This is a genomic window from Mycolicibacterium hippocampi (genome assembly GCF_010723735.1).
Taxonomy (GTDB): domain Bacteria; phylum Actinomycetota; class Actinomycetes; order Mycobacteriales; family Mycobacteriaceae; genus Mycobacterium; species Mycobacterium hippocampi.
Genome location: NZ_BLLB01000002.1, coordinates 2,253,196 through 2,279,660 on the forward strand (window position 1 = coordinate 2,253,196; position 26,465 = coordinate 2,279,660).

Genomic DNA, 26,465 nt, shown 5'->3' on the forward strand with positions numbered 1-26,465 from the left:
GTCAGTTGACGCACTGCGGGTCGCTGGAGCCGGCCGTGATGATCGGCGGCGGCGCGTCGACGGCCGTCGCGGCGCCGGCGGCGTTGTTCAGCGGCGCGGACAGCGTGACGTCGGTGCCGTCCAGCCCCGACCCCGGCCCGGTGTAGTCGTCGGACAGCACCACCCGCGCCCAGCCTTCCGGCACGCCGTCGACCTCGACCACCGGCAGCCCACCGAGATCCTGCGCGACCGCCTGGGCGCCCAGATCGTCGGCCGTGGCGGCCTGCACCTGGCTGTTCGACACCGGAGAGCCCTCGTTGTTGCCGACGTTTCCCGGCGCGAAGCCCCTGCCGTCGAGCACATGGGAGACCGCGGCGGCCAGGCCGTTGACGTCGGTGTCGTTGAGCACGTCGACGGTGGTCTTGTCCGGGGTCCAGGCCAGCTCCTCGGTGTTGCCCTCTTCCTGTTCGTCCAACAGGCTGGTCACCCAGTTCTCGACCTCGTTGGGGTCCACGCGCACCACGCTCTGCATGCCGTCGTCGCTCCAGCCGGCCTCCTCGACGATCGGGATGGTCGCGAACGCGACGTTGCCCGCGGCGAGCTTCTGCAGCTGCTCGACGAAATCCATGATGTCCCAGTCATCGGAGAGCACCACCGAACGCTGCACCGCCTGCTCGAGCCGGTTCAGCGTCGCCGGGCTGGACAGCGTCTTGCTGGAGATCACCTCGTGGGCCAGCGACGCCATCACCGCCTGCTGGCGGGTCACCCGGTCCAGGTCGCCGCGGGGCAGGTCGTGACGCTGGCGGACGAAGCTCAGCGCCTGCGCGCCGTTGAGCTTCTGCCAGCCGGCGGGGAAGTCGGCGCCCGAAAGCTGTTCGTAGACAGGCGCGTTGAGGCACACGTCGACGCCGCCCAGGGCGTCGGTGATCAACGCGAACCCGAGCAGGCCGATCTCGGCGTAGTGGTCGACGGTGACGCCGGTGAGGTTGGCGACGGTCTTGATCAGCTCTTCGCGGCCGGCGTCCTGGGCGATCGGTTCGGCGACGGCGGGGTCTTGTCCCTGCTCCTCGACGAGCTCGATCATCTTCTCCAGGTGCACCGAGCCGTACACCCCGTTGATCTTCATCTTCCCGATCCCGGGGGCCTCCACGTAGGAGTCGCGGGGGATGGAGATCGCCGTCGCCGACTGCCCGTTGTTCGGGATGCGGATCAGGATGATCGTGTCGGTGTTGGTGGAGACGTCGTTGCCCGCGCGCAGCACCGACAGCTCCTCCTGCGACAGCGGGTTGCCGTGCGCGTCGGTGCGGCTGTCCATGCCGACCAGCAGCACGTCGATCGCGCCGTCGTCGCCGCCCTCGCCCAGCGCGATCGGGTTGATCTGGTTGATCCCGGATTCGAACGACCGGATCTTGCCCCACGCCAGACCGGTGCCGAGGACGATCGCCAGTGCCGCGGCCACGGAAATGACACGCATCAGCTGAGCAGCAGGCATTTGGCCAGGTTACTGGCGAGCGGGCCACATGCCGGGTAGCGCGCACCGGCGTGCCAAACTCGACAGATGTCGTCACGGATCGTCATCACCGGAGCAGGTGGCCTGGTCGGACGGGTCTTGGCAGGTCAAGCCCGCCAGCAGGGCCGCGACGTGCTCGCGTTGACGTCCTCGGAGTGTGACATCACCGACCCGTCGGCCTCCGAGCGGTTCATCTCGTCCGACGACGTCGTTGTCAACTGCGCGGCATACACCAAGGTCGACGCCGCCGAGGACGACCCCGAGCGTGCCGCCGCGGTCAACACCGTCGGCGCCGAGTACGTCGCCCACGCGTGTGCACGGGCCGGCGCGTCGCTGATCCACCTGTCCACCGACTACGTGTTCAGCGGCGCGTTCCCCGACGGCCAGCCCCGGCCGTATGACATCGACGACCCCGTGGGCCCGCTGTCGGTGTACGGCCGGACCAAGCTCGCCGGTGAGTTCGCGGTGCTCTCAGCCATGCCGACGGCGTACATCGTGCGCACCGCGTGGATCTACGAGGGCCGCGACGACGGCTCGGACTTCGCCGCCGGGATCCGCCGCGCCGCTGCGGGAACGGACACCGTCGACGTGGTCGCCGACCAGATCGGGTCACCGACCTACGTCGTCGACCTGGCCGACGCACTGCTGCAGATCGCCGACTGCGAGATCAGCGAGGCGGTGCTGCACGCCGCCAACGGTGGCGCCTGCAGCCGGTACGAGCAGGCGCAGGCGATCTTCGAGGAGGTCGGCGCCGACCCGGCACGGGTGAAGCCCGTCGGCAGCGACCGGCACCCCCGCCCCGCGCCGCGCCCGCCGTATTCGGCGTTGTCCGAGGTCAAGTCCGCCGCGGCCGGCCTGACACCGCTGCGGCCGTGGCGCGACGCAGTGGCCGCCGCGATGGAAGCTGCCGGGCCGCTACCCTCTACGCCGTGAGATCGGCAGCGCTGGCGTGAGCGACGAACTGTTTGTCGTGACGGTGACGTATTCGCCGGGCCCGCATCTGGATCGGTTCCTCGCCACGCTGTCACACGCCACCGACCGCCCCGTCACCGTCGTCATGGCCGACAACGGATCGACCGACGGCGCGCCGGAGGAGGCGCTCGAGCGCCATCCCAACGTGCGGTTGCTGCGCACCGGCGCCAACCTCGGCTACGGCACCGCCGTAAACCGCGCCGTCAGCGAATACGTCTCCGGGACAGACTTTTTCATCGTCGCCAACCCCGACGTGCAGTGGGGGCCACGCAGCATCGACCTGTTGATCGAGGCCGCCGGCCGCTGGCCCCGCGCCGGATCGCTCGGACCGCTGATCCACGACCCCGACGGCTCGGTGTACCCGTCGGCACGGCACCTACCGTCGATCATCAGGGGCGGCATGCACGCCGTCGTCGGCCCGGTGTGGCCGTCGAACCCATGGTCGGCGGTCTACCGCCAGGAACGCACCGACCCCAGCGAACGCGCCGTCGGGTGGCTGTCGGGCTCGTGCCTGCTGCTGCGCACCTCGGCGTTCGAAGAGGTCTCCGGGTTCGACGAGCGCTACTTCATGTACATGGAAGACGTCGACCTGGGAGACCGGCTCGGCCGGGCGGGCTGGCAGAACGTCTACGTTCCCTCGGCCGAGGTGCTGCACGCCAAGGGGCACTCCACCGGCCGCGACCCGGCCCGCAACCTGGCCGCCCACCACGTCAGCACCTATCTCTTCCTCGCCGATAGGTACCCCAAATGGTGGCAGGCCCCGCTACGGTGGGCTTTCCGGGGGGCTCTGGGGGCGCGATCCAGTCTGGTGGTGCGCAGTTCGCTCAAGGCCCGCCGCGCGCAGGCGAAAGGACGCTGATGGTCAATCCAGCCGAGGTTGATGCTGTCGTACTGGTCGGTGGAATGGGCACGCGGCTGCGGCCCCTGACGCTGTCGGCGCCCAAACCGATGCTGCCGACCGCCGGGCTGGCGTTCCTGACACACCTGCTGTCCCGGATCGCCGAGGCCGGCATCGAGCACGTGGTGCTGGGGACGTCGTACAAGGCCGAGGTGTTCGAGTCCGAGTTCGGCGACGGCTCCAAGCTCGGATTGCAGATCGAGTACGTCGTCGAGGACGAGCCGCTGGGCACCGGCGGGGGCATCGCCAACGTCGCGTCCCGGTTGCGTCACGACACCGCGATCGTGTTCAACGGCGACGTGTTGTCCGGCTGCGATCTGCGTGCACTGCTGGACTCGCACGCCGAGCGGGAAGCCGATGTGACGCTGCATCTGGTGCGCGTCGGCGATCCACGCGCATTCGGCTGCGTGCCAACCGATTCCGACGGAGTGGTGACGGAGTTTCTGGAGAAGACGCAAGACCCGCCGACTGACCAGATCAACGCCGGCTGCTACGTCTTCAAGCGCTCGGTGATCGAGGAGATCCCCACCGGGCGTGCGCTGTCGGTGGAACGCGAGGTGTTCCCCCAGCTGCTGGCTGACGGTCGGCGGGTGTGCGGGTACGTCGACGCCACCTACTGGCGCGACATGGGAACGCCCGAGGATTTTGTGCGTGGGTCTGCCGACCTGGTGCGCGGCATCGCGCCGTCACCGGCGCTGAAAGGTCAGCGCGGCGAATCGCTGGTGCACGACGGCGCGTCGGTGGCCCCCGGTGCGCTGCTGATCGGTGGCACTGTGGTGGGCCGCGGCGCGGAGATCTCCGGCGGCGCCAGGCTGGACGGTGCGGTGATCTTCGACGGCGTGCGCGTGGAGGCCGGGGCCGTCATCGAGCGGTCCATCATCGGCTTCGGCGCGCGGATCGGGCCGCGGGCGCTGATCCGTGACGGCGTGATCGGCGACGGGGCCAACATCGGGGCCCGCTGCGAACTGCTGCGCGGCGCCCGGGTGTGGCCGGGGGTGACGCTGCCCGACGGCGGCCTGCGCTTCTCCACCGACGTCTAGCTCTGCCGGGCCGCGCGGCCGGCCGCCCCGCGAAATATCATTCCGGGCTGCTCAAGCCGGCCATTTCACAGCCCTGCCTTCACTCTCGCGGATCGCCCATGCCCGTCGCACCCACGCTTCGATCTCCTTCGGGCGGTCGCCTGCGATCACCCTGATGTGGATCCAACCGGCGGCCATGATCCTTCGCAGCCGCCGTGCGTCGCGCCGGTACTGGACTGTGTCGGTGCGGTGATGTTCGCCGTCGTACTCGACCGCGATCATCAGGTCGCGCCACCCCATGTCGAGGTAGGCGAACGGGTCCGCGAACTCGTCGTACACCGGGATCTGCGTCTCCGGTCGCGGGAAGCCCGCGTCGATGAGCACCAGCCGCAGCCAGGTCTCCTTCGGTGATTGCGCCCCGGCGTCCATCAGATCCACCGCCTCGCGACACCGCCTCACGCCCTTGGTGCCCCGGTACCGATGAGTGAGCTCGAGGATGTCCGCTGCTGCCACGCTGGTTGAGCGCGCAAGAGCGTCGAGATGAGCCACCGCTTCACCGCGTGGCAGGTGACGTCCGAGGTCGAGGCCGGTTCTCGCGGGGGTGGCGACGAACATGCCGTTTGTCCGGGTGATCTCGCCGGGGGCGATGCGTTCGCGTCGGGTGATGATCCCTTCCGGCGGGTTGCTGTTCGACCACAACACCTCGACGGGCGCTTCTTCGGCAACCCATTTCGCACCGTGCAGTGCGGAGGCGGCACGGCCGGTGATCACCCCGCGACGACCTGACCACAGCCAAGCGCCCTCGGCGCGGTGTGCAAGTGTCGGTTCGATGGCTTTCGGGACGTAGATGTCCCGGTAGATCGGGCGGTAATTCCACCGAAGCTGTCCTCGGCTGACGGTTCCCGCAGTGATGGCGTCCGAGCCGACGATGACGTCTCCCATGCGATGAGCATGCCGCCCGGGCAGGCTCTCGTCGCGAGCGTTAAGCCACGGCTGTGGATAACCCCGAAACCACAGCCCGGAATGATATTTCGCGGCGGCCGCGGCCGCGGCGAAAGCTCAGGCGCTGTCGACGATCTTTTGGGCGACGACCCGCAGCGGCGTGTTGCCGTCCTGAGAGAGCTTGGCCAACAGATCGAAGGCGTGGTTGGCGTCGACCTTGAAGCGTTCCATGATCATGCCCTTGGCCTGGCCGATCAGGTCGCGGCTGGCCAACGCGGACTCGAACTGGGTCTGCCGGTCGGCGGAGATCAGCGCGACCGCCGCGTGGGCCGCGAGCATCGCGCCGATCGTGCGGTCCTCGAAGGTGAAGTCACAACTGTTGCGGCTGAACAGGTTCAGGGCACCGCGACCGCCACGCCCGCCACGCGACTGTGTCGGATAAGTGTAGAGCTGAAACGACATCATGCTCTTGACGCCGGCTTCGGTGGCAGCGGCGGCAAACCGGGGCCAGCGCGACTCCACGGTGAGGTCGGTGCAGATGACGGTCGCGTCCTCGACAGCGGCGGCCAGGCACGGCCCTTCCTGGAGTTCGAGCTGCATGTCGTCGAGTTCGGTGACGAACGCCGCCGTCGCGGCCATCGACCGATGTTGATGCTCGTCGATGAGCAGTACGTCGGCAAAATCGATTTCGTAAAGCAACTCGACGGCCCTGGCGGTCACAGAACACAGAATCTCCGTGACACCCGATGGGCGAGCAACGTTGCTGACCAGTTCGGCCATTGCCGTGGCAAGCGAATCGTCTTGGTGATGCTCTGTCACTACCTCGCCGCCTCCCCTCGGTCGATTGCAAGCGTGCCTAGCCTACGCGCAACCGCACCGGCTGATACGGGTCGCGGCTCACAGGTTGATGTGTGGAGGCGGCGGAAGCACGTCGGGAGGGGCAAGCAGCTCCGAGGTGGCGAACTGCGCGGGATCGCTGTTGTAGGCCGTGACGATCCGCTCGGCGTAGGAGCCCACCGTCGCCTGGTGGGTACGCGCCAACCGGTGCAGATGCAGTCGCGCCTGGGTCACATCAAGATCGGCGAGCTCGGCGACGACGCCGGTCGCGGTGGCGATCGTGACGGTGCCCTGCAGCACGCTGTCGATGGTGTCCTGGGTGTCGCCACGCCGCTGGGACAGGTGCGGAGCGATCGAGATCGCGATGGCGGCCAGGTTGGCCAGCGTCTGGCCGATGGCGTTGGGTCGCTGCGTCCCCCACGGGTCGCCGGTATGGACCACCAGCGTGCCCACCGAGGAACCCAGCAGGACCAGCGGAAACGCACGGACGCCACGCATGCCGGCGCGCAGGGCGTCGCGGCGGTAACTCGGCCAACGGGTGTCGCTGGCATCGGCCAGGTCGGCGACCATCGACACCGCTCCATCGCGGGCGCTGGCCAGCGCAGGCCCGGCCGTGAGGAAACCCAGGTCGGAGTCGGTGGACTGCGGCAGCGCCTCGGCGACCACCTGCATGCCGAGGTCACCGGACCGATCCCGGACGTCGAGAAGCGCCACGGCCGCCGACGCCGCGTCGAAACTTGCGCGTGCGTCGTGGGCCACCGTATCCAGCACTGTGGGTAGGTCGAATTCGTCGGCGAGCATTGCGGTGAGTGCCGCGATGGCCAACTGGTCCCGCTGCGGGGTCATCGGCGCCCTTTCCGGGTCAGGCACGAGCTCATGGGTCGACGCTCGAATCGTCGAGGTCGCGGAACGACAGCCGCCGGGCCACCACGTCGGCGGCGACGGCGGTGACGGAGGCGTGGTGGGAAAAAGCGTGGGCGCGCAACCGGTCCAGCGCGGCAGAGGTGGAGATCTCCAGCTGCACCGCCACCATTCCCGCGGCGACATACACCTGCTGGCGGGTGAACGGATCTCCGTTGGCTGCGCCGGACCCGCTGAGCGCGGCTGCTTCGATGGCCGCCTCCTCGGTGGTGCTGTGACGCAGATGAAGGGCCCAGTTGGACTCCAACGTCTTCTGCAGCGCCGTGGCGCACAGCTGCGCCGACTGGTGTGCCTGTTCGCTGAGTGCGCCGGCGGTGCGGCGATACAGCTCCAATACACCCATCGGCCGATGCTGGCCGGGTACGGGGAACGCGAACAGCGCCGCGACCTCCAGGCCGACCAACTCGGAGGAGAACGCCGGCCACCGGTCCAGGGTCTCGTCGTCGAGCTCTGCGCACAGCAGTGGCCGGTCCTCGTGGTAGGCGTCCAGACACGGACCTTCACCCACGGTGAACTGCACTTCGTCGAGCTGCTGGGCCAACGCGTCGGTGGCGTACACCAGCTCCCGGACACCCCGCGTCGGAGTCAACACGGCGAGCGCAGCGCCATCGGCGCCGGTCAGCCGCACCGCGGTGTCACAGATTGAACCGATACCGACGAACAACGGGTCAGCGCCCGGGGGCAGGGCGCCCCGCCAATTCGGAAGTGGCGCCGCGTCCGACGGGTCCTGAGATGAGTCACTCGCCACTGCCGATCACCGCCTCACCTCTCGACTACCCACGGTAGGCCACATTCAGCGGTCACCGGCGAGTGCGGCGGCGACGAGTTGGGTGAGGCCGTGGTCACTCTCGCCGGGCAGTTCGGCCACCGGCCACCACCGCAGATCCAGCGACTCGTCGCTGCGTTCGATCTCGGCGCCGCCCGGGGCGCGCACCACGAACTGCACGTCGAGGTGCCGCGTCGCCACACCCAGCGAGCAGGTCACCGGGTGGACGTGCAGCGCGGCCGGTGTCGGGTCGATGGTCAGCCCCGCGACCCCGGACTCTTCGGTGGCCTCTCGCAGGGCCGCCGCCACCACGCTCTCGTCGTCGGGCTCACAATGACCGCCCAGCTGCAGCCAGCGTCCGACCCGCGGATGCAAGGTGAGCAGCGCGTGGCTGCCGCTGTGGTCGAGCACCAGCGCCGAGGCGGTCAGATGGCCCGGCACGCACTCGCGCAGGCACGCGTCTTCGCGCGCGTCGAGGAAGGCCAGCACCGCGTGCCGCAGCGTGTCCTGCGCGGGATCGGCGGGCCGCCAGGCGCTCAGCGTGTCGACCGCCGACCGGTGCAGGCTCACTTCCGCACCAGCAGGCCGTCGGTGGGCACCGGCTCCCGGGGACCCTCCGGGGAGAGTGGGTGGCCGATCGCGATGGCTCCCAACGGTTCCCATTCATCCGGCAACGACAGGTGCGCGCGCACCAAATCGGGGGCGAAGATCGTCGACCCGATCCAGCAGCTGCCCACCCCGCGCACCGCCAGCGCGACCAGCAGCGCCTGCACAGCCGCCCCGACCGCGACGGTGAACATGGTGTGCTCGGCGGCGGTGCGACGCGCGTCGGGGTAGGCGTGCGCCCCGTCGGGCACCATGAACGGGATGATCAGTTCGGGTGCGTCGTAGAGAATCTGGCCGCGGTACACCCGGCGTTCGACGGAATCGGGGTCACGCCCGTCGCCGGAGAGGTCCGCCCGCCACCGGTCTTTCATCGCGTCGAGCAGCGCCACCCGCACCGCCGGATCCTGCACCCAGACGAACCGCACCGGCCGGGTGTGGTGCGGTGCCGGGGCGGTCAGCGCCTCCGACACCGCAGCCTCGATCAGGTCAGGCGCCACCGCCTCGTCACTGAACGAGCGCACCGACCGGCGCAGCAGCTGGGCCTGTGAGCGGCCCAGCGCGATCGCCTCCTCGGTGCCCAGCCAGAACAGATCCTCCTCGCCGGCACGCACCAGCGTGCGTGCGGTCGAACCGTCGTCACGCAGCGTCAGACCCCGCACCACCGCCACCGGCACCGCGGTCAGCTTGCCCTTCACCAGGTCGGCGGCCGCGGCGATCTCGTCGGCCACCGCGATCTCGGTGACGATCAGCTCGTTGCCGTGCTCGTCGTGTTCGCCTGCGTAGCCGTGCAGCACCGTCAGCCCGGACGCGCCGATCGCGACATCGGTCTGCCCGGTGCGCCAGGCGCGGCCCATCGTGTCGGTGACGACGACGCCGACGGTGACGCTGAGCCGCTCCCGCAGTGCCGTCGCCAGCTTCGCGGCGCTGCCATCGGGGTCGACCGGCAGCAGCGCGAGTTCGTGGGAGTCCACGTTGGACCCGTCCACCCCCGCGGCCGCCTGCACCAGACCCAACGCGTTCTCGGTGATCAGCGTGCGGCCCTTGCGCGCCAGCACCCGCACCGCCTCTCGATCGATGAGCTTGCGCCGCAACGTGTCCCGTAGATCGGGGTCGGCCGGGGCGTCGACCATGCGGCCTTCGCACTTCGACAGGACCTTCGACGTCACCACGACGACGTCGTCGTCGCGCAACCACGGCGCCGCGGTGGCCAGGGCGGCAGCCAGATCGTCGCCCGGACGGAACTCGGGCAGCCCCGGAACCGGCAGGATCTCGACGGGCCCCGAGGTCCCGTGATCACTCATGGAGTGACCCCGGCCAGATCCATTCCGGCTCGCACCATCTCGGCCGTCACGGCGGGCTCGCTCATCAACAGCGGTGCCGCGCGCACGTCGACGCCTTCCAGCACGGCGTCGTCGCCGTCGTGCACCAGCCAGCCGTCGAGGATGCCGGTCGACGACCGCGCGCCATAGTGCGCACCGACCGCCTCCGACGTGCTGGCCACCCCGATGACCGACAGGCAGGTGTCTGCCATGCCGCGCAATGGCTTTCCGGCGATGATCGGGGAGTAGCCGATCACCGGCGCCGCGGTGGTGCGCAGGGCGCCGCGGATTCCGCCGATCGCCAGGATCGGGCCGATGCTGACCACCGGGTTGGACGGCGCGATCAGCACGACGTCGGCGCCCTCGATCGCCTCGACGACGCCGGGGGCCGCGGTCGCGGACTCGGTGCCGACGAAAGCGAAGCTGTCCGTGGGCACTTTGGCGCGATGGCGCACCCACCACTCCTGGAAGTGGATGGCGCGCTTCTCGCCGTCTTCCGGATCGGTGATCACGACGTGGGTTTCGCTGCGGTCGTCGCTGGCCGGCAGCAGCCGTGCGCCGGGGGACCAGCGATGGCACAGCGCCTCGGTCACCTGCGACAACGGAAAGCCCGCCCGCAGCATCTGGCTGCGCACCAGGTGGGTGGCCAGATCCCGGTCCCCCAGACCGAACCAGTCGGGCTGCACACCGTAGGCGGCGAGTTCTTCCTTCGCGTGCCAGGTTTCATCGCGGTGCCCCCAGCCGCGCTCGGGGTCGATGCCGCCGCCGAGGGTGTACATGCAGGTGTCGAGGTCCGGGCAGATGCGCACCCCGAACATCCAGGCATCATCGCCCACATTGACCACAGCAGTCACTTCGTGCTCACCGGTATCGCCGGTGGCGAACTGCCCCAAGCTCAACAGGTGCTGCACCCCTAATAGGAAGCGCGCACCACCGACACCGCCGACCAGAACAGTGACCTTCACACCGACCGAGACTAGGCCGTAGGGCGGGCCGGGGTCCGCCCGGAGGGTGCCGCGACGGGGGAGCGATCGGGTGGCGGGCCGGAGAGTGACCGGAGAGTGATAGACACGCCACAACACGACGCGCCGGTTTCGGGTTACGGAATGGTATGAATTCCTGTTCTAGCGCTTGACCGATGCAGCTAACCCGTGTGTAATCACACCAGTGTCATTTCGCGGTTGGCCGGCCGGTTCCGGTGTCGCAGACCGAGATTCGATCACTTGTTCGAATTGGGATGGCCACATTGAGAAATAGTGGGGCCGGCATACACGGATCTACGAGACCAATGAGGAGGGGAACATGGCTTATGAGCAGGCCGATTTCGGTAATTCGGCCCCGTTCGACAACAGGCTCCTCGGCTCGGTGGGAAGTGCACCGCACCTCCAGACCGGGCCGGTACCGACCGCGGGGGGCGGGCGCCCGCAACTGAGTTTGGTGCCCGGCATGGCCGAGCACGACGAATTCTTCGGAGACGACTCGGCAATCTCCGAAGAAGACCAATGGCAGGAGCGCGCGCTGTGCGCTCAGACCGACCCCGAGGCGTTCTTCCCGGAAAAGGGCGGATCGACCCGCGAGGCCAAGCGGATCTGCATGGGCTGCGAGGTGCGCGACGAATGCCTCGATTACGCGCTGGCCCACGACGAGCGCTTCGGCATCTGGGGCGGCCTGTCCGAGCGGGAGCGCCGGCGCATCAAGCGCGGCATCATCTGAGTTCCCGACCCTCAATCCTCATCCAGCGTCGGGTCGATCACGGACGGCTCGACGCCCAGAAAGGTGGCCACCTGCGCCACCAGCAATTCGTGTAACAGCTCGGTCAGCTCGACGGTGTCCTTTGCCCGTCGCTCGATCGGCTTGCGGAACAACACAATCCGCGCCCGCGTAGCGTTCCCGCGGACGTCGACCCCCGCCGGTATCAGGCGGGCCAGCGCAACGGCGCCGTCGGCGACCACCTCCGGTGGCCACTGCACACTGTCCGGGTCCTTCGGGGAGATCCGGGGAATCTCGTCGACGGCCACGTCCAGCGTCGCCACCCGCTCGTGCCAGCGGCGCTCGATCGGTTCGTAGGCCTCCAGCACTGCCATGTCGAAACGCTCGGCGCGGCTGCGCCAGCCCGGCACAGTGGGCGGGAGCAGCGGCCCCCGCATCTCACGGCCCCGCCGCGAGCCCCGGTGGTTGAGCCCGGTCACGGAAAAGATCGTAACGGTTGGGAGTCGGGCGGCCCGAGGCTGCGCGTGTCCGCCGACATGCGGGCGACGCTGCACGCTAACCTCTCGCTGTGAATGTTCCCCGTCGCTGCTGCCGGCCTGGGTGCCCTCACTATGCAGTCGCGACGCTCACGTTCGTCTATTCCGACTCGACAGCTGTAGTGGGGCCGCTGGCCACGGTGTCCGAGCCGCACTCCTGGGATCTGTGCGTGCTGCACGCCGGCCGCATCACCGCACCCCGCGGTTGGGAACTGGTTCGCCATGCCGGCCCGCTTCCGGCCAACCCCGACGACGACGACCTGGTGGCGCTCGCCGACGCGGTGCGCGAAGGCAAGACCAATGGCGCGCCGGTCTCCGGCTTCACGACGGGCTTCAGTGATCCGGTCACCGGCGCACACGGCGGCGCGCTGATGGCCCAGCCGGCTCACCGGCCCGAGACCAACGGCCGCCGTCGCGGGCATCTGCGCGTGTTGCCCGACCCCGCCGACTGACCCCCCTCTCCGCCGGAACGGTGTTCCAGGCGGTCTCAGCGTGGATTTTTGCGCGTGGAATACAGTTCCGGCGGCAAGAGGCGGCCGGGAGTCGGGCTGTGACGGCTAGGCTTGAGCGCAACGGTCCATCTGTCCAAGGAGCTCTATGTCCCGGCCTGCCGCGGCGGTACAGCGCGTCATCAAGGCTTACGACGTGCGTGGGCTCGTGGGCGCGGAGATCGACGAGCAGTTCGTCTCCGAAGTCGGCGGCGCGTTTGCCAGGCTGGTCCGCGACAGCGCAGGTCAGGTGGCGATCGGCCATGACATGCGGGCCAGTTCGCCGATGTTGGCCGAGGCTTTCGCCAGCGGGGTGGTAGCCCAGGGACTCGACGTGGTGCACATCGGGCTGGCCTCGACAGATCAGCTCTACTTCGCCTCGGGCCTGCTGGACTGCCCGGGCGCGATGTTCACCGCCAGCCACAACCCCTCCGCCTACAACGGCATCAAGCTCTGCCGCGCCGGCGCCAAACCCGTCGGCAAGGACACCGGGCTGACCGCCATCAGCGACGAGGTCATCGCTGGGGTCCCCGGCCACGACGGCCCGCCCGGCACCGTCAGCCACCGCGACGTGCTCGCCGACTACGGCGCGTTCCTCCGGTCGCTGGTCGACATCGGCGGGCAGCGCACGCTGAAGGTGGCCGTCGACGCCGGCAATGGAATGGCCGGCCACACCACGCCCGCGGTGCTCGGCCCGATCTCGTCGGTCGAGCTCTCGCCGCTGTTCTTCGAACTCGACGGCACCTTCCCCAACCACGAGGCCAACCCGCTGGACCCGGCCAACCTCGTCGACCTGCAGGCCTACGTGCTGGAGACCGGTGCTGATATCGGGCTGGCCTTCGACGGCGACGCCGACCGCTGCTTCGTCGTCGACGAACTCGGCCGGGCGGTGTCACCGTCGGCGGTGACCGCGCTGGTCGCCGCGCGCGAACTGCAGCGCGAGATCGGTGCGACGATCATCCACAACCTCATCACCTCCCGCGCGGTGCCCGAACTGGTCGCCGAGCGCGGCGGCACCGCGGTGCGATCCCGCGTCGGGCACTCCTACATCAAGGGGCTGATGGCCGAGACCGGCGCCATCTTCGGCGGGGAACACTCCGCGCACTACTACTTCCGTGACTTCTGGGGCGCCGACTCCGGGATGCTGGCGGCGCTGCACGTGCTGGCCGCGCTCGGCGAACAGGACCGGCCGCTGTCGGACATGATGGCCGACTACCAGCGCTACGAAGCCTCCGGCGAGATCAACTTCACCGTCACCGACGCACCGGCCGTCGTGGACGCTGTGCTGGCGGCCTACGGCAGCCGGGTGCACGGCATCGACCACCTCGACGGGGTGACCGTGGACCTCGGCGACGGCAGCTGGTTCAACCTGCGCATGTCCAACACCGAGCCGTTGCTGCGGCTCAACGTCGAAGCCCGCACCCCCGAAGGGGTCCAGGAGATCGTCGACGAGATCGCCGGCCACGTGCCCACGGCGACAAAGGAACCCGCGTGAACGCCAGCGGCATATCGGTGCCCCCGGTGGACCTCGACGACGCCGACGGGCTGTTCGAGGCCGATCGCATGGGTTTGCTGCGAGCAGCGTCGATGGCCGGTGCGCAGGTGCGTGCCATCGCTGCGGCGCTCGACGAGGGCGACCTGGACGCGATCCGGTCCGACGGGCCGCCCCGCACCGTGGTGTGGGTGGCCGGCCGCGGCAACGCCCAGACCGCAGGAGAGATGCTCGCCGCCTCACTGGCCGGCACCGTCGGCGCCCCCATCGTCGTCACCCCCGAGCCGCCGCCCTGGCTCGGAGCACTCGACGTGCTGATCGTCGCCGGTGACGACCCCGGTCACCCGTCGCTGGTGGCCGCCGCGGCCACCGGAGTCCGCCGCGGCGCCCGCGTCGTCGTGGTGGCCCCCTTCGAAGGACCGCTGCGCGACGCCACCGCAGGCCGCGTCGTGGCGCTGCCGCCGCGGCTGCAGGTTCCCGACGACTTCACCCTGGTCCGCTACTTGGCCGCCGGGCTGGCCGTGCTGCAGACGGCGACCACGGCCAGCCGCGTCGACCTGGCGGCGATGGCCGACGAACTGGACGCCGAGGCGTTCCGCAACAGTGCCGGGCACCAGACCTTCACCAACCCGGCCAAGAGCCTGGCCGACCGGATGTCGGGCCGCGACGTCGTGTTCGCCGGCGACTCCGCGGCCACCGAGGTACTGGCCCGCCACGCCGGCACCGTGATGCTGCGACTGGCCCACAAGACGGCGTCCGCGGTGGGACTGGCCGACGTGCTGGTGGCCATCGGGACCGGCTGGGGCCGCGACTCGGGAGCCGAGGCCTCGATCTTCCACGACGAGGAACTCGACGGGCCGTTGCCGCAGCGGACCCGCACCTTCGTGCTGACCACCGACGCCGACCGGCCTGCCGTCGCCGCGCGGTTGACAGGCTTCGACGACGTGCACGTGGTCGCTTCCAACGACGTCCCGGATGTAGTTGTGACAGGGGAGGATCAGGACGTGCCGGTATCGGCACCCGCGCCCGGAATCGGGTGTCCTGAAAAACAATTGGCGCTGCTGGCGGTCCGCATCGAGATGGCGGCGGTCTACCAGCGCCTGGTTCGAGGTTGAGGTAAGTGCATCTGCTCAGGGGTGCGGTGCGGACCTACGCATGGGGTTCGCGGACCGCGATTGCCGATTTCACCGGGGCGCCCAGTCCGACGGCGCATCCCGAGGCCGAACTGTGGTTCGGCGCGCACCCGGGGGACCCGGCGCATCTGTGCACCGATGACGGTGAGCAGTCGCTGCTCGAGGCGTTGCGCGCCGATCCGGAAGGCGAACTCGGAGCTGCGGTGCGCGGAAGATTCGGCGACACACTGCCGTTTCTGGTGAAGGTGCTCGCCGCCGACGAACCGTTGTCGCTGCAGGCGCACCCGAGTACTGAACAGGCCGTCGAGGGTTTCACCCGCGAAGACCGCATGGGCATCCCGGTGTCGGCGCCGGACCGCAACTACCGCGACCGCAGCCACAAGCCCGAACTCCTGGTGGCGCTCGGACCGTTCGAGGCGCTGGCCGGGTTTCGGCCCGCGGCACGCTCGGTCGAGCTGATGTGCGCTCTCGCTCCCGACGTCCTCGAGCCGTTCGTGCACCTGCTCGCCGGGGAGTCCGACGCCGACGGGCTGCGGGCGTTGTTCACGACGTGGATCACCTGTCCGCAGCCCGACCTGGACAGGCTGGTGCCGGCCGTGCTCGACGGCGCGATCAGCTACCTGCGTTCCGGGCAACAGGAATTCACCTCCGAAGCCAGGACCGTGCTCGAGCTCGGGGAGCGCTACCCCGGCGATGCCGGCGTGCTCGCCTCGCTGCTGCTCAACAGGATCACGCTGGCCCCTGGGGAGGGGATCTACCTGCCCGCCGGAAACCTGCACGCCTATCTTCAGGGCATCGGTGTCGAGGTGATGGCCAACTCCGACAACGTGTTACGCGGAGGCCTGACACCCAAGCACGTCGACGTCCCCGAACTGCTGCGGGTTCTCGACTTCAGCCCGGCCAACGACGTCGTCGTGCACCCCGAAACCGTCCGCGACGGAGCGGAACTCGTCTACCAGACCCCGGCACCGGAGTTCGCGGTGTCGGTGCTCACCGTCGACGGGGAGCACCTCGGGCACGAGATCGACGCGCCCACCCGCCACGACGGCCCGCAGATCCTGCTGTGCACCGAGGGCTCGGCGACGGTGTACGCCAAGCAGAGTGCGGTGGTGCTCGAGCGTGGTGCCGCGGCATGGATCGCGGCCGACGACGGTCCGATCAGATTGGACGCCCAGCAGCCGACGCGGCTGTTTCGGGTGACCGTCGGGATCTAGCCCGCTTCTCGGCCATCCACAACCGCATGTTGTGCCGGACCGTGCGGCCGACGAGCTTGGCCGACGGCACCATCCACAGGCTGTCCAGCAGGCTGAATCTGCGTAGAAACCATTCCGCCAGAACAGGATCGGTTTCCGCAGCGCCCAGGAACTGGTCGAACAACGAGCCGACGGGCCGGTACCAGCGCGGCATCGGGCCGGTGGCGCCGTGCAGCGTGAGGTCACCGACGGCGTTCATCGTCCACACCGGGTAGGTGGTCTTCGCCGTCGCCTTGCTCAGCGTCTTCGCCAGATCCGCGGCGGGTTCCTGCAGCGCGCGTCGGAGGTGGCCGGCCTGGATCGACGTCATCGTCATGCCCTGGCCGTAGGTCGGGTTGAAGCTCACCACCGCGTCGCCGAACGGGATGATGCCCTTGGGGAAACGCTCCATCTCGTCGTAGCGCCGCCACCTGCTCGTCGGGTACTTGTGCACGGCGATGGGGCCCAACGGTTTTCCCTGGCGCAGTGCACTGCTCACGTGCTCGGGCAGGATCGCGTCGGCCAGCGCGCACATCTGCTCGAAATCGGCTGGGGGCGGCACCTTTCCGGTGCCGAACGTCGTCACCCCCCAGTTGCCGTCCTCGTAGAACAGCATCCCCAGTCCGACCGGCTGCTGCCGTGACGCACCGGCAACGATCACCTTCTCCTTGAGCAGGCCCTCGGGGATGTGCACCTGATGGGTGGTGTAACCGATGCCGACGTCGACGGTGTCTTCACGGGGCCGGTCGAATCCCCACTGCGCCAACCACGCCGGCAGCCGGGTGCCACGTCCTGCGGCGTCCACGACCAGGTCGGCCTCGACCGTCGTACCCTCGTCGGTCCGCACCCCGGTGACCCGGCGTCCGTCGAACACCGGCTCGTCGACGGCCTGCGCCACCAGCGTCACGTTGTCGATCGCCAGCGTCCTGCGCCGGATCTGCCATTCCAGGTGCGGGCGGCTGGGTACGTAGGCGGTGAACGCGTCCTGGAGCCGGTGGTGGGTGCCCAACACATGCCCGGCGGCGCCGAAATGGATGCAGTCGGGACGGTTCTCCAGGATCGGCACGCCCGCGGCCACCATGTCGTCGAGCAGGCCCGGGAACAGCCCCTCGAACTCCTGCGCGCCGCGCGCCATCAACAGGTGCACGTGCCTGCCCTGCGGGACCGCGGCACGGTTGGCGGGCTCGTCGGGAAGCTCGTCGCGCTCGTACACCGTGACCCGGTCGTAGAAGTCCGACAGCACTCGCGCGGCGCACAGCCCACCGAGGCTGCCGCCGATGACGATTGCATGTTTTTCGGTCTGTGTCGTTTGGGCCATCGAGCTTTTACGGTAACCGGTACATTCCGCTGCAAACATGACAAAAAGGGGACGGCTGATGGCGCAGGATCCGATCACCCGGACCACCGGCCGGTGGCGGACGAAGTCGGTGGAGCAGTCGATCTCCGATACCGACGAGCCGTCTACCAGGCTGCGGAAAGATCTGACCTGGTGGGACCTCACCGTCTTCGGGGTCTCGGTGGTCATCGGTGCGGGCATCTTCACGATCACCGCATCGACAGCAGGCAACATCACCGGCCCGGCGATCTCCATCTCCTTCATCTTCGCCGCGATCGCCTGCGGGCTGGCCGCCCTGTGTTACGCGGAGTTCGCCTCCACCGTGCCGGTCGCGGGCAGCGCGTACACGTTCTCCTACGCGACTTTCGGGGAGTTCGTCGCGTGGATCATCGGCTGGGACCTGATCCTGGAGTTCGCGGTGGCCGCGGCCGTCGTCGCCAAGGGCTGGTCGAGCTACCTGGGCACGGTCTTCGGGTTCGGCGGCGGCGTCGCCGACGTCGGAGGGCTGGAACTCGACTGGGGCGCGCTGGTGATCATCACGTTCGTCACGGTGATCCTGGCGTACGGCACCAAGCTGTCGGCCGGGGTGAGCCTGGCCGTCACCACGCTCAAGGTCGCGGTGGTGCTGCTGGTGGTGTCGGTGGGCGCGTTCTACATCAAGGCCGAGAACTACTCGCCGTTCATCCCGCCCGCCGAGCCCGGGGGTGCCGAAGGCGGCACGGCCGCCGAGCAGTCGCTGTTCTCGCTGATCACCGGCGCCGAAGGCAGCAGCTACGGCTGGTACGGGCTGCTGGCCGGCGCGTCGATCGTGTTCTTTGCGTTCATCGGTTTCGACATCGTCGCGACCACCGCCGAAGAGACCAAGAACCCGCAGCGCGACGTGCCCCGCGGCATCCTGGCCTCGCTGGGGATCGTGACCGTCCTCTACGTCGCCGTGGCCGTGGTGCTGTCCGGCATGGTCAATTACACCGAGCTGCGCGACGCCGAATCGCCCAACCTCGCGACCGCGTTCGCGCTCAACGGGGTGGACTGGGCGGCCAAGGTGATCTCCATCGGCGCGCTGGCCGGGCTGACCACCGTCGTCATCGTGCTGGTGCTCGGACAGACGCGGGTGCTGTTCGCGATGTCGCGGGACGGGTTGCTGCCGCGCCAGCTGGCCAAGACCGGCAACCGCGGCACGCCGGTGCGGATCACGCTGCTGGTCGGTGTGGTGGTGGCGGTGACTGCCACGGTCTTCCCGATCGACAACCTCGAGGAAATGGTGAACATCGGCACGCTGTTCGCGTTCGTGCTGGTGTCGGCGGGTGTGCTCGTGCTGCGGCGCACCCGGCCCGACCTCAAGCGTGGCTTCCGCACGCCGTGGGTCCCACTGCTGCCGATCCTGGCGATCATCGCCTGCGTGTGGTTGATGCTGAACCTGACCGGGCTGACGTGGATTCGCTTCAGCATCTGGATGGCGATCGGTGTGGTCGTCTACTTCCTGTATGGCCGCAGGCACTCGCGCCTGGCGCAGTAACTCCCGACGCCCCGCGAGCGCGCGCGTTTGCACGTCGACACGCCGCGCTGACTGGCATTCTGCGCGCGCTCGTCACCGACGAGCGCGACGTTCTTCACGCAACACGCCGCCCGGTGGCGTACAAACACGCGGCCTCGCGGGACCAGGGTGTTTTACAAAACAGCTAGTTCTGTCTAGACACGCGACAAAAGTGTCGATATAGTCAACCCCAGTTCGTGATCGCACTCACAGCAAGGAGGCATTGGGGTGACCACCGAAATCTCAGGAATGACCGACAGCGGCGTGACGCAGTGGCGGGACAAGAAGCGCTACCTCTGGTTGATGGGCCTGATCGTGCCCACGGCGCTGTTCGTCGTGATGCCCCTGGTGTGGGCGTTCAACCAGGCGGGTTGGCACGCCGCCGCACAGGTCCCGTTCTGGATCGGGCCGATCCTGCTCTACCTGGTGCTGCCCGCGCTGGACCTGCGGTACGGCCCGGACGGTCAGAACGCGCCGGACGCCGTGATGGAGCAGTTGGAGAACGACAAGTACTACCGCTACTGCACCTACATCTTCATCCCGTTCCAGTACGCCAGCGTCGTCTTCGGCGCGTACCTGTTCACGGCGTCCAACCTGAGCTGGCTCGGGTTCGACGGTGGCTTGGGCTGGCCGGCGAAGATCGGTCTGGCGCTGTCGGTGGGCGTGCTCGGCGGGGTGGGGATCAACACCGCGCACGAGATGGGTCACAAGAAGGACGAGCTGGAACGTTGGCTGGCCAAGATCACGCTGGCGCAGACCGGATACGGCCACTTCTACATCGAGCACAACCGCGGCCACCACGTCCGGGTCGCCACACCGGAGGATCCCGCTTCGGCACGATTCGGCGAGACGTTCTGGGAGTTCCTGCCGCGCAGCGTGTGGGGCAGCCTGAAGTCCTCATGGGAGTTGGAGACCAAGCGTCTGGAACGGGCCGGCAAGAGCAAGTGGCACTGGTCCAACGACGTGCTCAATGCGTGGGCGATGTCCATCGTGTTCTATGCCGTACTGATCGCGGTCTTCGGCCTCGCTCTCGTTCCGTTCATCGTGATCTCCGCCGTGTTCGGATTCGCACTGCTGGAAGCGGTGAACTACCTCGAGCACTACGGCCTGCTGCGGCAGAAGACCGAAAGCGGCCGCTACGTGCGGTGCGCGCCCGAACACAGCTGGAACTCCGACCATCTGGTGACCAACCTGTTCCTGTACCACCTGCAGCGGCACAGTGACCACCACGCCAACCCGACGCGCCGCTACCAGACGCTGCGCAGCATGCAGGGAGCACCGAACCTGCCCAGCGGGTATGCCTCGCTGATCGGGCTCACCTACTTCCCGCCGCTGTGGCGCAAGGTGATGGACCACCGGGTCATGGAGCACTACGACGGCGATATCTCCAAGGTCAACGTCCACCCGCGAGTGCGGGACAAGGTGATGGCCAAGTACGGGGCCGACGAGCGCTTGCGCGAGGAGCAGACGGGCCGAGACGCATGAGCGCCTACCGCTGCCCCGGCTGTGACTACGTCTACGACGAGGCCAAAGGTGCGCCGCGGGAGGGCTTTCCGGCTGGCACGCCATGGGAGGACGTCCCCGACGACTGGTGCTGCCCCGACTGCGCGGTGCGCGAGAAGGTCGATTTCGAAGAGATTGGAGCAACCAAATGAGCGACTACAAGCTGTTCGTCTGTGTGCAGTGCGGCTTCGAGTACGACGAGGCCAAGGGCTGGCCCGAGGACGGCATCGAGCCGGGCACCCGCTGGGACGACATCCCCGACGACTGGAGCTGCCCGGACTGCGGCGCGGCCAAGTCGGACTTCGAGATGGTCGAGGTCGCGCGGCCGTGAGCGCACACTCGATGTCCGCCAGCGCGCGCGCAGGTACGCGACATGCCGAGCGAAGGTGTGCAGACACGCGCGCTCGCGGGGAAGACGGGACGACATGACAGCCTGGGCGAGCACGACCGTCGGAAGCGATAGTGTCGCGCGTGTGAGCCGCTCCCACGAGAAGCGCATCAGCTACGCCGAGGCGTCCAGGGTGCTGTTGCGCGACTCGATCCTCGACGGCATGCGGGAGATGCTGCTGGCCCGCGACTGGTCGGCGATCACGCTGTCCGACGTCGCCAGGGCGGCCGGCATCAGCCGCCAGACGATCTACAACGAGTTCGGCTCGCGGCAGGGCCTCGCGCAGGGGTACGCCCTGCGCCTGGCCGACCGGCTCGTCGATCAGATCCACGACGCCATCAACCACAACGCCGGCGACATCTACGCCGCCTTCCTGCAGGGGTTCCGCGACTTCTTCACCGAATCGGCCGCCGACCCGCTGGTGATCTCGCTGCTGACCGGCACCTCCAAGCCAGACCTGCTGCAGATCATCACCACCGACAGCGCGCCGATCATCAGCCGGTGCTCCACGCGGCTGACCGAATCGTTGATGTCGAGCTGGGTGCGGGCCAGCGAGGAGGACGCCGGTGTCCTGGCCCGGGCCATCGTCCGGCTCGCCATGAGCTACGTGTCGATGCCCCCGGAAGCCGACCACGATGTGGCCAGGGACCTGGCCAGATTGATGACGCCCTTCGCCGAACGCTACGGTGTCATAGATACTTCTTAGCCGGCAGAGCGCAGCCGCTGTTGCAAAACGGATGAGCGCCTGTCCCGCGAGCCCGCAGGCTATGGGTGTCGCCGACTGCACATCCGTGCACGCACAGGCAATCGAACGAATATAGGGGCTCTACATGACTGCACTGACCGCCGATGTCCGCAACGGCATCGACTACAAGGTCGCCGACCTGGGACTGGCCGAGTTCGGCCGCAAGGAGATCCGGCTGGCCGAACACGAGATGCCCGGCCTGATGGCGCTGCGCCGCGAGTACGCCGACGTGCTGCCGCTCAAGGGCGCGCGGATCTCCGGCTCGCTGCACATGACCGTCCAGACCGCGGTGCTCATCGAGACGTTGGTGAGCCTCGGTGCTGAGGTGCGCTGGGCGTCGTGCAACATCTTCTCCACCCAGGACCACGCCGCCGCGGCCGTCGTCGTCGGCCCCAACGGCACCGTCGACGCGCCCAAGGGCACCCCGGTGTTCGCATGGAAGGGCGAATCGCTGGAGGAGTACTGGTGGGCCGCCGAGCAGATGCTCACCTGGCCCGGCGAGCCGGCCAACATGATCCTCGACGACGGCGGTGACGCCACCATGCTGGTGCTGCGCGGCGCGCAGTTCGAGAAGGCCGGCGTGGTTCCCCCCGGCGAGGACGACGACTCCGCCGAGTACAAGGTGTTCCTGTCACTGATCCGGGAGCGCTTCGAGACCGACAAAACCAAGTGGACCAAGATCGCCGAGGCCGTCAAGGGCGTCACCGAGGAGACCACCACCGGCGTGCTGCGGCTCTACCAGTTCGCCGCCTCCGGCGAGCTGTCCTTCCCGGCGATCAACGTCAACGACTCGGTGACCAAGAGCAAGTTCGACAACAAGTACGGCACCCGGCACTCGCTGATCGACGGCATCAACCGCGGCACCGACGTGCTGATCGGCGGCAAGGCCGCGCTGGTCTGCGGCTACGGCGACGTCGGCAAGGGCTGCGCCGAGGCTCTCAAGGCCCAGGGCGCCCGCGTCGCGGTCACCGAGATCGACCCGATCAACGCGCTGCAGGCGCTGATGGACGGCTTCGAGGTCAAAACCGTCGAAGAGGCCATCGGCTGGGCGGACATCGTCATCACCGCCACCGGCAACCAGGGCATCATCACCCTCGAGCACATGAAGGCGATGAAGCACCAGGCGATCCTGGGCAACATCGGCCACTTCGACGACGAGATCGAGATGGCGCGTCTGGAGAAGGATCCCGACGTGCGCCGCATCAACATCAAGCCGCAGGTCGACGAGTTCACCTTCTCCAACGGACACTCGATCATCGTGCTGAGCGAGGGACGTCTGCTGAACCTGGGCAACGCGACCGGCCACCCGTCGTTCGTGATGAGCAACAGCTTCTCCAACCAGGTGATCGCGCAGATCGAGCTGTGGACCAAGAACGACGAGTACGACAACGAGGTCTACCGGCTGGCCAAGCATCTCGACGAGAAGGTCGCCAAGATCCACGTCGAGGCGCTCGGCGGCTCGCTGACCAGGTTGACCAAGGAGCAGGCGGAGTACATCGGTGTCGACGTCGACGGCCCGTACAAGCCAGAGCACTACCGCTACTGACGTGACCAGGTCGAATCGGGCGCGCACGGTGACCACCACGGTCGGTGTGCGCGCCCGATTCGCCGGTCGGCTGGCCGCGACGGCCGGACTCCTGCTGGTGGTCTCGGCGTGTCAGACCCAGCAGGAAGAGCCGGCCGCCAGTTCGGCGCCGCCCGCTCCGGAGGTGCGTCACGACACCGAGGAGCTCGCCCGCATCTTCCCGGCTCTGGGTGCTCCGGTGTCGGCGTCGTGGATCCAGTGGGACAACACCGCAACCCGGCCTGAGAACTCACGGCTGAAGCTGCAGTGGATCGACGCCGTCGTGCAGGTCACCCCGGCCACGATGGAAGAACTTGTGACACAACATGAATCAGAGGAAACCGGTAGCCAGCCCGCGGTGCAGAAGGTGCTCGAGCCCGAGTTGCCGCCCGGGCCGTTTCTGACCGGCATCGAGCTGAACATGGTCTTCGGCGCCGAGCGCAGGAGCACCCGGGTGTTCCTGGACCCGCCGCAGGACGAGGTGGTGCTGCAGTCCAGCATCGCCGGCTGAATCGGGCGCGTCAGGCGACCTGCAGGGTCACATACCGCGCCGAATTCGCCTGCGGCAGCAGGCCCAACTGCCGGTACACGGTGGACCGCCACACGGGTGCCTGCGAGTTGATGTAGAGGCCGCCCAGCGCCCAGCCGTGCATCTGCCCGTCACCGATGATGACAGTGAAGTCGGCGTCGGGATCCTGCGCCAGAAGCTTGTCGCGGAACGCCAGCGCGCCCGGGTAGAGCTTCTCGAGCGTGCCGATGTACACCGCGGTCGGGGGCAGCCCGGTCAGATCCGCGCTCGAAATCGGGTTCACCCGTGGATCATCCATGTCCAGCTCGCCATTGAACTGCGGACCTTCCCCTGCCGGACGGCTCGGCAGGATCGGGTCGTCGATGGCGTCGATCTCGGGCCCGCTCAACGTCAGATGCAGCGCCGGTGAGACCAGCACCATTCTCGAGGGTTGGGATTCGGAGACTACACATTGCACGTCGGATCGGCAGCGGCGCAACATCTCCTGCACGGCCAGCATGGCGTACGAGCCGCCGGAAGAGTCACCGTAGAGGCTGACGTTGTCCACGCCGTGCGCGTCGATCAACATCGACAGGTAGTCGGCCATCGGCGGCACCAGCGTGCTCGCCGTGCCGGTGCCCTGCGGCGGGGCCAGCGGGAAGATCGGCACCAGCACGGTGGCGCCGGTGTCGCGGGCCATCTCCGCGTAGTCCGACCAGTGGATGATGTTCGCTTCGGCCTCGAAACCGCCGCCGTGCAACGCGACGACGTACTCGCCCGACGGCTGCGGCGACGCCAATTCCCACACTTTCCAGCCGTTGTAGCTGCGCTCGGTCACGGTCAGCCCGGTGGTCGTCGACGGTGGTGGGTCGACGCTGGTGACCGTCCCCACCACACCGCTGAACAACTTGATCCCGGTGACCGCCGAGAACCAGCGCAAGGTGCGCAGTGTGTCGACGACCAGTTGGTCCCCGAACGTGGGCGGTGTCGTCGTGACGGTGCGTGGACCCTCGGCGACGTCGTTGAGCCCGAGTTGGCGGTAGATGTCCGGACGCACCTTCGCCGCCTGCGAGTTGATGGAACCGCCCAGCGCCCAGTCGTGGATCTGGCCTCTGCCCACCACGAGCGAGGCCACCCCGCCGGCGGCATTCCACTTCTCGTGCAGCAGCAGGGTGTCGGGAAGTCCGATCTCGAGGGTCCCGATGTAGATCGTGGTGGGCGGAAAGCCTGCGAGCACAGCGTCTTCGATGAACAGCGGGCTGACCACCGGGTCCGTCGGCTCGAATCCGTCGGCCCAGTGACTGCCGTCGTTGTAGAAGTCGAGATCGTCGACGTCGATCACCGGGTCATCGATGTCGCGGATCGCCGGGTTGGACAGCGAGGCGTCCGGGGCGGGGGAGAGCAACACCATGCTCGCGGGAACGGGACGACCGTTCATCACCAGCCGGCGCACCGCGGACATCGCCAGGATGGTGCCGGCCGAATCTGCGTAGACACTGACGTCTTCGGCCCCGTGCGTGGCGATCTGATCGGAGAGGAACTGGGCCATGGCGGGCACCACCCGGGTGGCCGACCCCGCCTCGGTGGTCGCCAGCGGATACATCGGCACGAGCACGGTGGCGCCGGTGTCGCGTGCCATGGCCGCGTAGTCACTCCAGTGCGTCACCAGTGGCTGCACCACGAACCCGCCTCCGTGGACGGCGACGACGGTCTTGCCCGTCGGGTTGGGCGGGTGGAACTCCCACACCTGCCAAGGTTCCTCTTCCGACACCTGGTACTCGGTGCTGCGGACGTCGAGGCCGCGCTTGACGAACCACGGCGGCTTGTCGCTCTCCAGCGCTTTGGCCAGCAAGCCGTAGATGTCCACACCGATGAAGCTGGAGATCTGACGCATCACCCGAAGGCTGAAAACGACCACCTGGTCGAAGAAGGTCGGTTCGGCGGTGTAGGTGATCGAGTCCGAAGGCGTGGCAACCAGAGCCGCGCCCGAGATGATGTCGGCAGATGCTCTGAGCACCGGTGCCGGAGCCTCGTCGACCTCGCGGCGCGCCGCCCCGAGCGCCGTCCACAGCTGTGGGACGGCGGTCGGCGTCGGCCGCGGTGTGTCTTCCGGGACCGGCTGCTCCAACAGGGTGTGGGAGACCTGATCGGGCTCGGACTGGGGTTCGGGCTCGCCGGCCGGCTCGTCGTCCTCGACCGTCTCGGCCGTCTCGTCGGCGGGGGTGTCGTCCGGTTCCGCGGCGCGCGGCTTCCGCTCGTCGTCATCCCCCTCAGCCTCGGCGGCGGCGTCCTCAGCGGACTCGGATTCGGATTCGGATTCGGATTCGGTTGGCGCCGAATCGTTCCGGCTCGGGGCATCGCCGGAGCGGTCCTTGGGTGTGCTCGCCGGACCGGCCCGCTTCTTCCCGGAATCCCCGTCGGTTTGCGTCGACTTCGGGGCCGACCGCGACCCGCCGGAGTCGTCATCCGCAGACGCGACGGCGCACCCCCACCCCAGGAACACCGCGGTGCCGACACCGGCCACAAC

26 protein-coding genes are annotated in these 26,465 nt (G+C 68.4%); 15 read left to right on the top strand and 11 right to left on the bottom strand.

What is annotated here, in order from left to right:
* Position 1: 1 nt before the first annotated feature.
* Positions 2–1,471: an LCP family protein gene (locus G6N53_RS12010; protein WP_163888660.1), complete on the bottom strand. Its 1,470-nt coding sequence runs from the start codon at positions 1,469–1,471 to the stop codon at positions 2–4.
* Positions 1,472–1,537: 66 nt separating this feature from the next.
* On the opposite strand from G6N53_RS12010, the gene rfbD reads away from it, so the two are divergent.
* Genes rfbD through manB form a run of 3 tightly spaced genes read left to right on the top strand, consistent with a single transcriptional unit; the run spans position 1,538 to position 4,399 of the window.
* A complete protein-coding gene (gene rfbD / locus G6N53_RS12015) occupies positions 1,538–2,422 on the top strand; it encodes a dTDP-4-dehydrorhamnose reductase (RefSeq protein ID WP_163888661.1) in 885 nt (294 codons plus the stop codon).
* A gap of 16 nt (positions 2,423–2,438) precedes the next feature.
* Complete coding sequence (locus G6N53_RS12020; protein ID WP_163888662.1) at positions 2,439–3,320, top strand: glycosyltransferase; 882 nt, start codon at positions 2,439–2,441, stop codon at positions 3,318–3,320.
* The gene (gene manB, locus G6N53_RS12025; protein ID WP_163888663.1) at positions 3,320–4,399 is read left to right on the top strand and encodes a mannose-1-phosphate guanylyltransferase ManB; all 1,080 of its coding nucleotides are present in this window, start codon (positions 3,320–3,322) and stop codon (positions 4,397–4,399) included. Before G6N53_RS12020 ends, manB begins: the two co-directional genes overlap by 1 nt.
* A gap of 51 nt (positions 4,400–4,450) precedes the next feature.
* On the opposite strand, the gene G6N53_RS12030 is transcribed toward manB, so the two are convergent.
* The 7 genes from G6N53_RS12030 to cofD all read right to left on the bottom strand — a co-directional run bounded on the left by G6N53_RS12030 (position 4,451) and on the right by cofD (position 10,734).
* Positions 4,451–5,320 carry a putative endonuclease domain-containing protein gene (locus tag G6N53_RS12030; RefSeq protein WP_163888664.1) on the bottom strand — a complete coding sequence of 290 codons (870 nt, stop codon included), beginning with the start codon at positions 5,318–5,320 and terminating at the stop codon, positions 4,451–4,453.
* 117 nt (positions 5,321–5,437) lie between these two features.
* Positions 5,438–6,100 (bottom strand): ANTAR domain-containing protein, encoded by a 663-nt coding sequence (locus G6N53_RS12035; protein WP_163895794.1) that lies wholly within the window; start codon positions 6,098–6,100, stop codon positions 5,438–5,440.
* 117 nt (positions 6,101–6,217) lie between these two features.
* Complete coding sequence (locus G6N53_RS12040; RefSeq protein WP_163888665.1) at positions 6,218–7,027, bottom strand: GAF domain-containing protein; 810 nt, start codon at positions 7,025–7,027, stop codon at positions 6,218–6,220.
* A gap of 4 nt (positions 7,028–7,031) precedes the next feature.
* Positions 7,032–7,826 (bottom strand): GAF domain-containing protein, encoded by a 795-nt coding sequence (locus tag G6N53_RS12045; protein WP_163888666.1) that lies wholly within the window; start codon positions 7,824–7,826, stop codon positions 7,032–7,034.
* 45 nt (positions 7,827–7,871) lie between these two features.
* Positions 7,872–8,414, bottom strand: a complete 543-nt coding sequence (locus G6N53_RS12050; protein WP_163888667.1) for an NUDIX hydrolase — start codon at positions 8,412–8,414, stop codon at positions 7,872–7,874.
* Positions 8,411–9,751 (bottom strand): coenzyme F420-0:L-glutamate ligase, encoded by a 1,341-nt coding sequence (locus tag G6N53_RS12055; protein WP_163888668.1) that lies wholly within the window; start codon positions 9,749–9,751, stop codon positions 8,411–8,413. Before G6N53_RS12055 ends, G6N53_RS12050 begins: the two co-directional genes overlap by 4 nt.
* Positions 9,748–10,734: a 2-phospho-L-lactate transferase gene (gene cofD / locus G6N53_RS12060; RefSeq protein WP_163888669.1), complete on the bottom strand. Its 987-nt coding sequence runs from the start codon at positions 10,732–10,734 to the stop codon at positions 9,748–9,750. Before cofD ends, G6N53_RS12055 begins: the two co-directional genes overlap by 4 nt.
* 481 nt (positions 10,735–11,215) lie before the next feature.
* Here cofD and G6N53_RS29890 point away from each other — a divergent pair, with 481 nt between their 5' ends.
* A complete protein-coding gene (locus G6N53_RS29890) occupies positions 11,216–11,482 on the top strand; it encodes a WhiB family transcriptional regulator (protein WP_205390547.1) in 267 nt (88 codons plus the stop codon).
* 11 nt (positions 11,483–11,493) lie between these two features.
* On the opposite strand, the gene G6N53_RS12070 is transcribed toward G6N53_RS29890, so the two are convergent.
* Positions 11,494–11,916 carry a metallopeptidase family protein gene (locus G6N53_RS12070; RefSeq protein WP_163895795.1) on the bottom strand — a complete coding sequence of 141 codons (423 nt, stop codon included), beginning with the start codon at positions 11,914–11,916 and terminating at the stop codon, positions 11,494–11,496.
* Between the two features lie 131 nt (positions 11,917–12,047).
* On the opposite strand from G6N53_RS12070, the gene G6N53_RS12075 reads away from it, so the two are divergent.
* The 4 genes from G6N53_RS12075 to manA all read left to right on the top strand — a co-directional run bounded on the left by G6N53_RS12075 (position 12,048) and on the right by manA (position 16,342).
* A complete protein-coding gene (locus tag G6N53_RS12075; RefSeq protein ID WP_159233198.1) occupies positions 12,048–12,467 on the top strand; it encodes a DUF3499 domain-containing protein in 420 nt (139 codons plus the stop codon).
* 145 nt (positions 12,468–12,612) lie between these two features.
* A complete protein-coding gene (locus tag G6N53_RS12080; RefSeq protein WP_163888671.1) occupies positions 12,613–13,998 on the top strand; it encodes a phosphomannomutase/phosphoglucomutase in 1,386 nt (461 codons plus the stop codon).
* Entirely contained in the window at positions 13,995–15,110 is a 1,116-nt protein-coding gene (locus G6N53_RS12085) for a TobH protein (protein ID WP_205390364.1), read from the top strand. The genes G6N53_RS12080 and G6N53_RS12085 overlap by 4 nt, the downstream gene beginning before the upstream one ends.
* A gap of 5 nt (positions 15,111–15,115) precedes the next feature.
* Positions 15,116–16,342 carry a mannose-6-phosphate isomerase, class I gene (manA, locus tag G6N53_RS12090; RefSeq protein ID WP_163888672.1) on the top strand — a complete coding sequence of 409 codons (1,227 nt, stop codon included), beginning with the start codon at positions 15,116–15,118 and terminating at the stop codon, positions 16,340–16,342.
* On the opposite strand, the gene G6N53_RS12095 is transcribed toward manA, so the two are convergent.
* The gene (locus G6N53_RS12095) at positions 16,287–17,678 is read right to left on the bottom strand and encodes an FAD-dependent oxidoreductase (RefSeq protein WP_163888673.1); all 1,392 of its coding nucleotides are present in this window, start codon (positions 17,676–17,678) and stop codon (positions 16,287–16,289) included. The two genes, manA and G6N53_RS12095, sit on opposite strands and share 56 nt — an antisense overlap.
* 37 nt (positions 17,679–17,715) lie before the next feature.
* Between G6N53_RS12095 and G6N53_RS12100 the strand changes: the two genes are divergently transcribed.
* From G6N53_RS12100 to G6N53_RS12130, 7 genes are all read left to right on the top strand, one after another.
* The gene (locus tag G6N53_RS12100) at positions 17,716–19,212 is read left to right on the top strand and encodes an APC family permease (RefSeq protein WP_371870818.1); all 1,497 of its coding nucleotides are present in this window, start codon (positions 17,716–17,718) and stop codon (positions 19,210–19,212) included.
* A gap of 267 nt (positions 19,213–19,479) precedes the next feature.
* The gene (locus tag G6N53_RS12105; RefSeq protein WP_163895801.1) at positions 19,480–20,715 is read left to right on the top strand and encodes an alkane 1-monooxygenase; all 1,236 of its coding nucleotides are present in this window, start codon (positions 19,480–19,482) and stop codon (positions 20,713–20,715) included.
* On the top strand, positions 20,712–20,885 hold the full coding sequence (locus tag G6N53_RS12110) for a rubredoxin (RefSeq protein WP_163888674.1): 174 nt from the start codon (positions 20,712–20,714) through the stop codon (positions 20,883–20,885). Before G6N53_RS12105 ends, G6N53_RS12110 begins: the two co-directional genes overlap by 4 nt.
* Complete coding sequence (locus tag G6N53_RS12115) at positions 20,882–21,064, top strand: rubredoxin (protein ID WP_163888675.1); 183 nt, start codon at positions 20,882–20,884, stop codon at positions 21,062–21,064. Before G6N53_RS12110 ends, G6N53_RS12115 begins: the two co-directional genes overlap by 4 nt.
* Positions 21,065–21,158: 94 nt before the next feature.
* Complete coding sequence (locus G6N53_RS12120) at positions 21,159–21,827, top strand: TetR/AcrR family transcriptional regulator (RefSeq protein WP_163888676.1); 669 nt, start codon at positions 21,159–21,161, stop codon at positions 21,825–21,827.
* Between the two features lie 124 nt (positions 21,828–21,951).
* Positions 21,952–23,412, top strand: a complete 1,461-nt coding sequence (ahcY, locus tag G6N53_RS12125; protein WP_163888677.1) for an adenosylhomocysteinase — start codon at positions 21,952–21,954, stop codon at positions 23,410–23,412.
* Between the two features lies 1 nt (position 23,413).
* Positions 23,414–23,941, top strand: a complete 528-nt coding sequence (locus tag G6N53_RS12130) for a hypothetical protein (RefSeq protein ID WP_237166502.1) — start codon at positions 23,414–23,416, stop codon at positions 23,939–23,941.
* Positions 23,942–23,951: 10 nt separating this feature from the next.
* Here G6N53_RS12130 and G6N53_RS12135 read toward each other — a convergent pair whose 3' ends face one another.
* Complete coding sequence (locus G6N53_RS12135) at positions 23,952–26,462, bottom strand: alpha/beta hydrolase fold domain-containing protein (RefSeq protein ID WP_237166503.1); 2,511 nt, start codon at positions 26,460–26,462, stop codon at positions 23,952–23,954.
* Between the last annotated feature and the right edge of the window lie 3 nt (positions 26,463–26,465).

What these genes read in the sequence shown, in the direction of transcription:
- G6N53_RS29890 (WP_205390547.1), top strand. Translation starts at nt 11,216, where the DNA reads ATGGCCGAGCACGACGAATTCTTCGGAGACGACTCGGCAATCTCCGAA.
- G6N53_RS12055 (WP_163888668.1), bottom strand. Translation starts at nt 9,751, where the DNA reads ATGAGTGATCACGGGACCTCGGGGCCCGTCGAGATCCTGCCGGTTCCG.
- manB (WP_163888663.1), top strand. Translation starts at nt 3,320, where the DNA reads ATGGTCAATCCAGCCGAGGTTGATGCTGTCGTACTGGTCGGTGGAATG.
- G6N53_RS12030 (WP_163888664.1), bottom strand. Translation starts at nt 5,320, where the DNA reads ATGGGAGACGTCATCGTCGGCTCGGACGCCATCACTGCGGGAACCGTC.
- rfbD (WP_163888661.1), top strand. Translation starts at nt 1,538, where the DNA reads ATGTCGTCACGGATCGTCATCACCGGAGCAGGTGGCCTGGTCGGACGG.
- ahcY (WP_163888677.1), top strand. Translation starts at nt 21,952, where the DNA reads ATGACTGCACTGACCGCCGATGTCCGCAACGGCATCGACTACAAGGTC.
- G6N53_RS12035 (WP_163895794.1), bottom strand. Translation starts at nt 6,100, where the DNA reads ATGGCCGAACTGGTCAGCAACGTTGCTCGCCCATCGGGTGTCACGGAG.
- G6N53_RS12095 (WP_163888673.1), bottom strand. Translation starts at nt 17,678, where the DNA reads ATGGCCCAAACGACACAGACCGAAAAACATGCAATCGTCATCGGCGGC.
- G6N53_RS12105 (WP_163895801.1), top strand. Translation starts at nt 19,480, where the DNA reads ATGACCGACAGCGGCGTGACGCAGTGGCGGGACAAGAAGCGCTACCTC.
- G6N53_RS12010 (WP_163888660.1), bottom strand. Translation starts at nt 1,471, where the DNA reads ATGCCTGCTGCTCAGCTGATGCGTGTCATTTCCGTGGCCGCGGCACTG.
- G6N53_RS12100 (WP_371870818.1), top strand. Translation starts at nt 17,716, where the DNA reads ATGACAAAAAGGGGACGGCTGATGGCGCAGGATCCGATCACCCGGACC.
- G6N53_RS12115 (WP_163888675.1), top strand. Translation starts at nt 20,882, where the DNA reads ATGAGCGACTACAAGCTGTTCGTCTGTGTGCAGTGCGGCTTCGAGTAC.
- G6N53_RS12070 (WP_163895795.1), bottom strand. Translation starts at nt 11,916, where the DNA reads ATGCGGGGGCCGCTGCTCCCGCCCACTGTGCCGGGCTGGCGCAGCCGC.
- G6N53_RS12080 (WP_163888671.1), top strand. Translation starts at nt 12,613, where the DNA reads ATGTCCCGGCCTGCCGCGGCGGTACAGCGCGTCATCAAGGCTTACGAC.
- G6N53_RS12110 (WP_163888674.1), top strand. Translation starts at nt 20,712, where the DNA reads ATGAGCGCCTACCGCTGCCCCGGCTGTGACTACGTCTACGACGAGGCC.
- G6N53_RS12120 (WP_163888676.1), top strand. Translation starts at nt 21,159, where the DNA reads ATGACAGCCTGGGCGAGCACGACCGTCGGAAGCGATAGTGTCGCGCGT.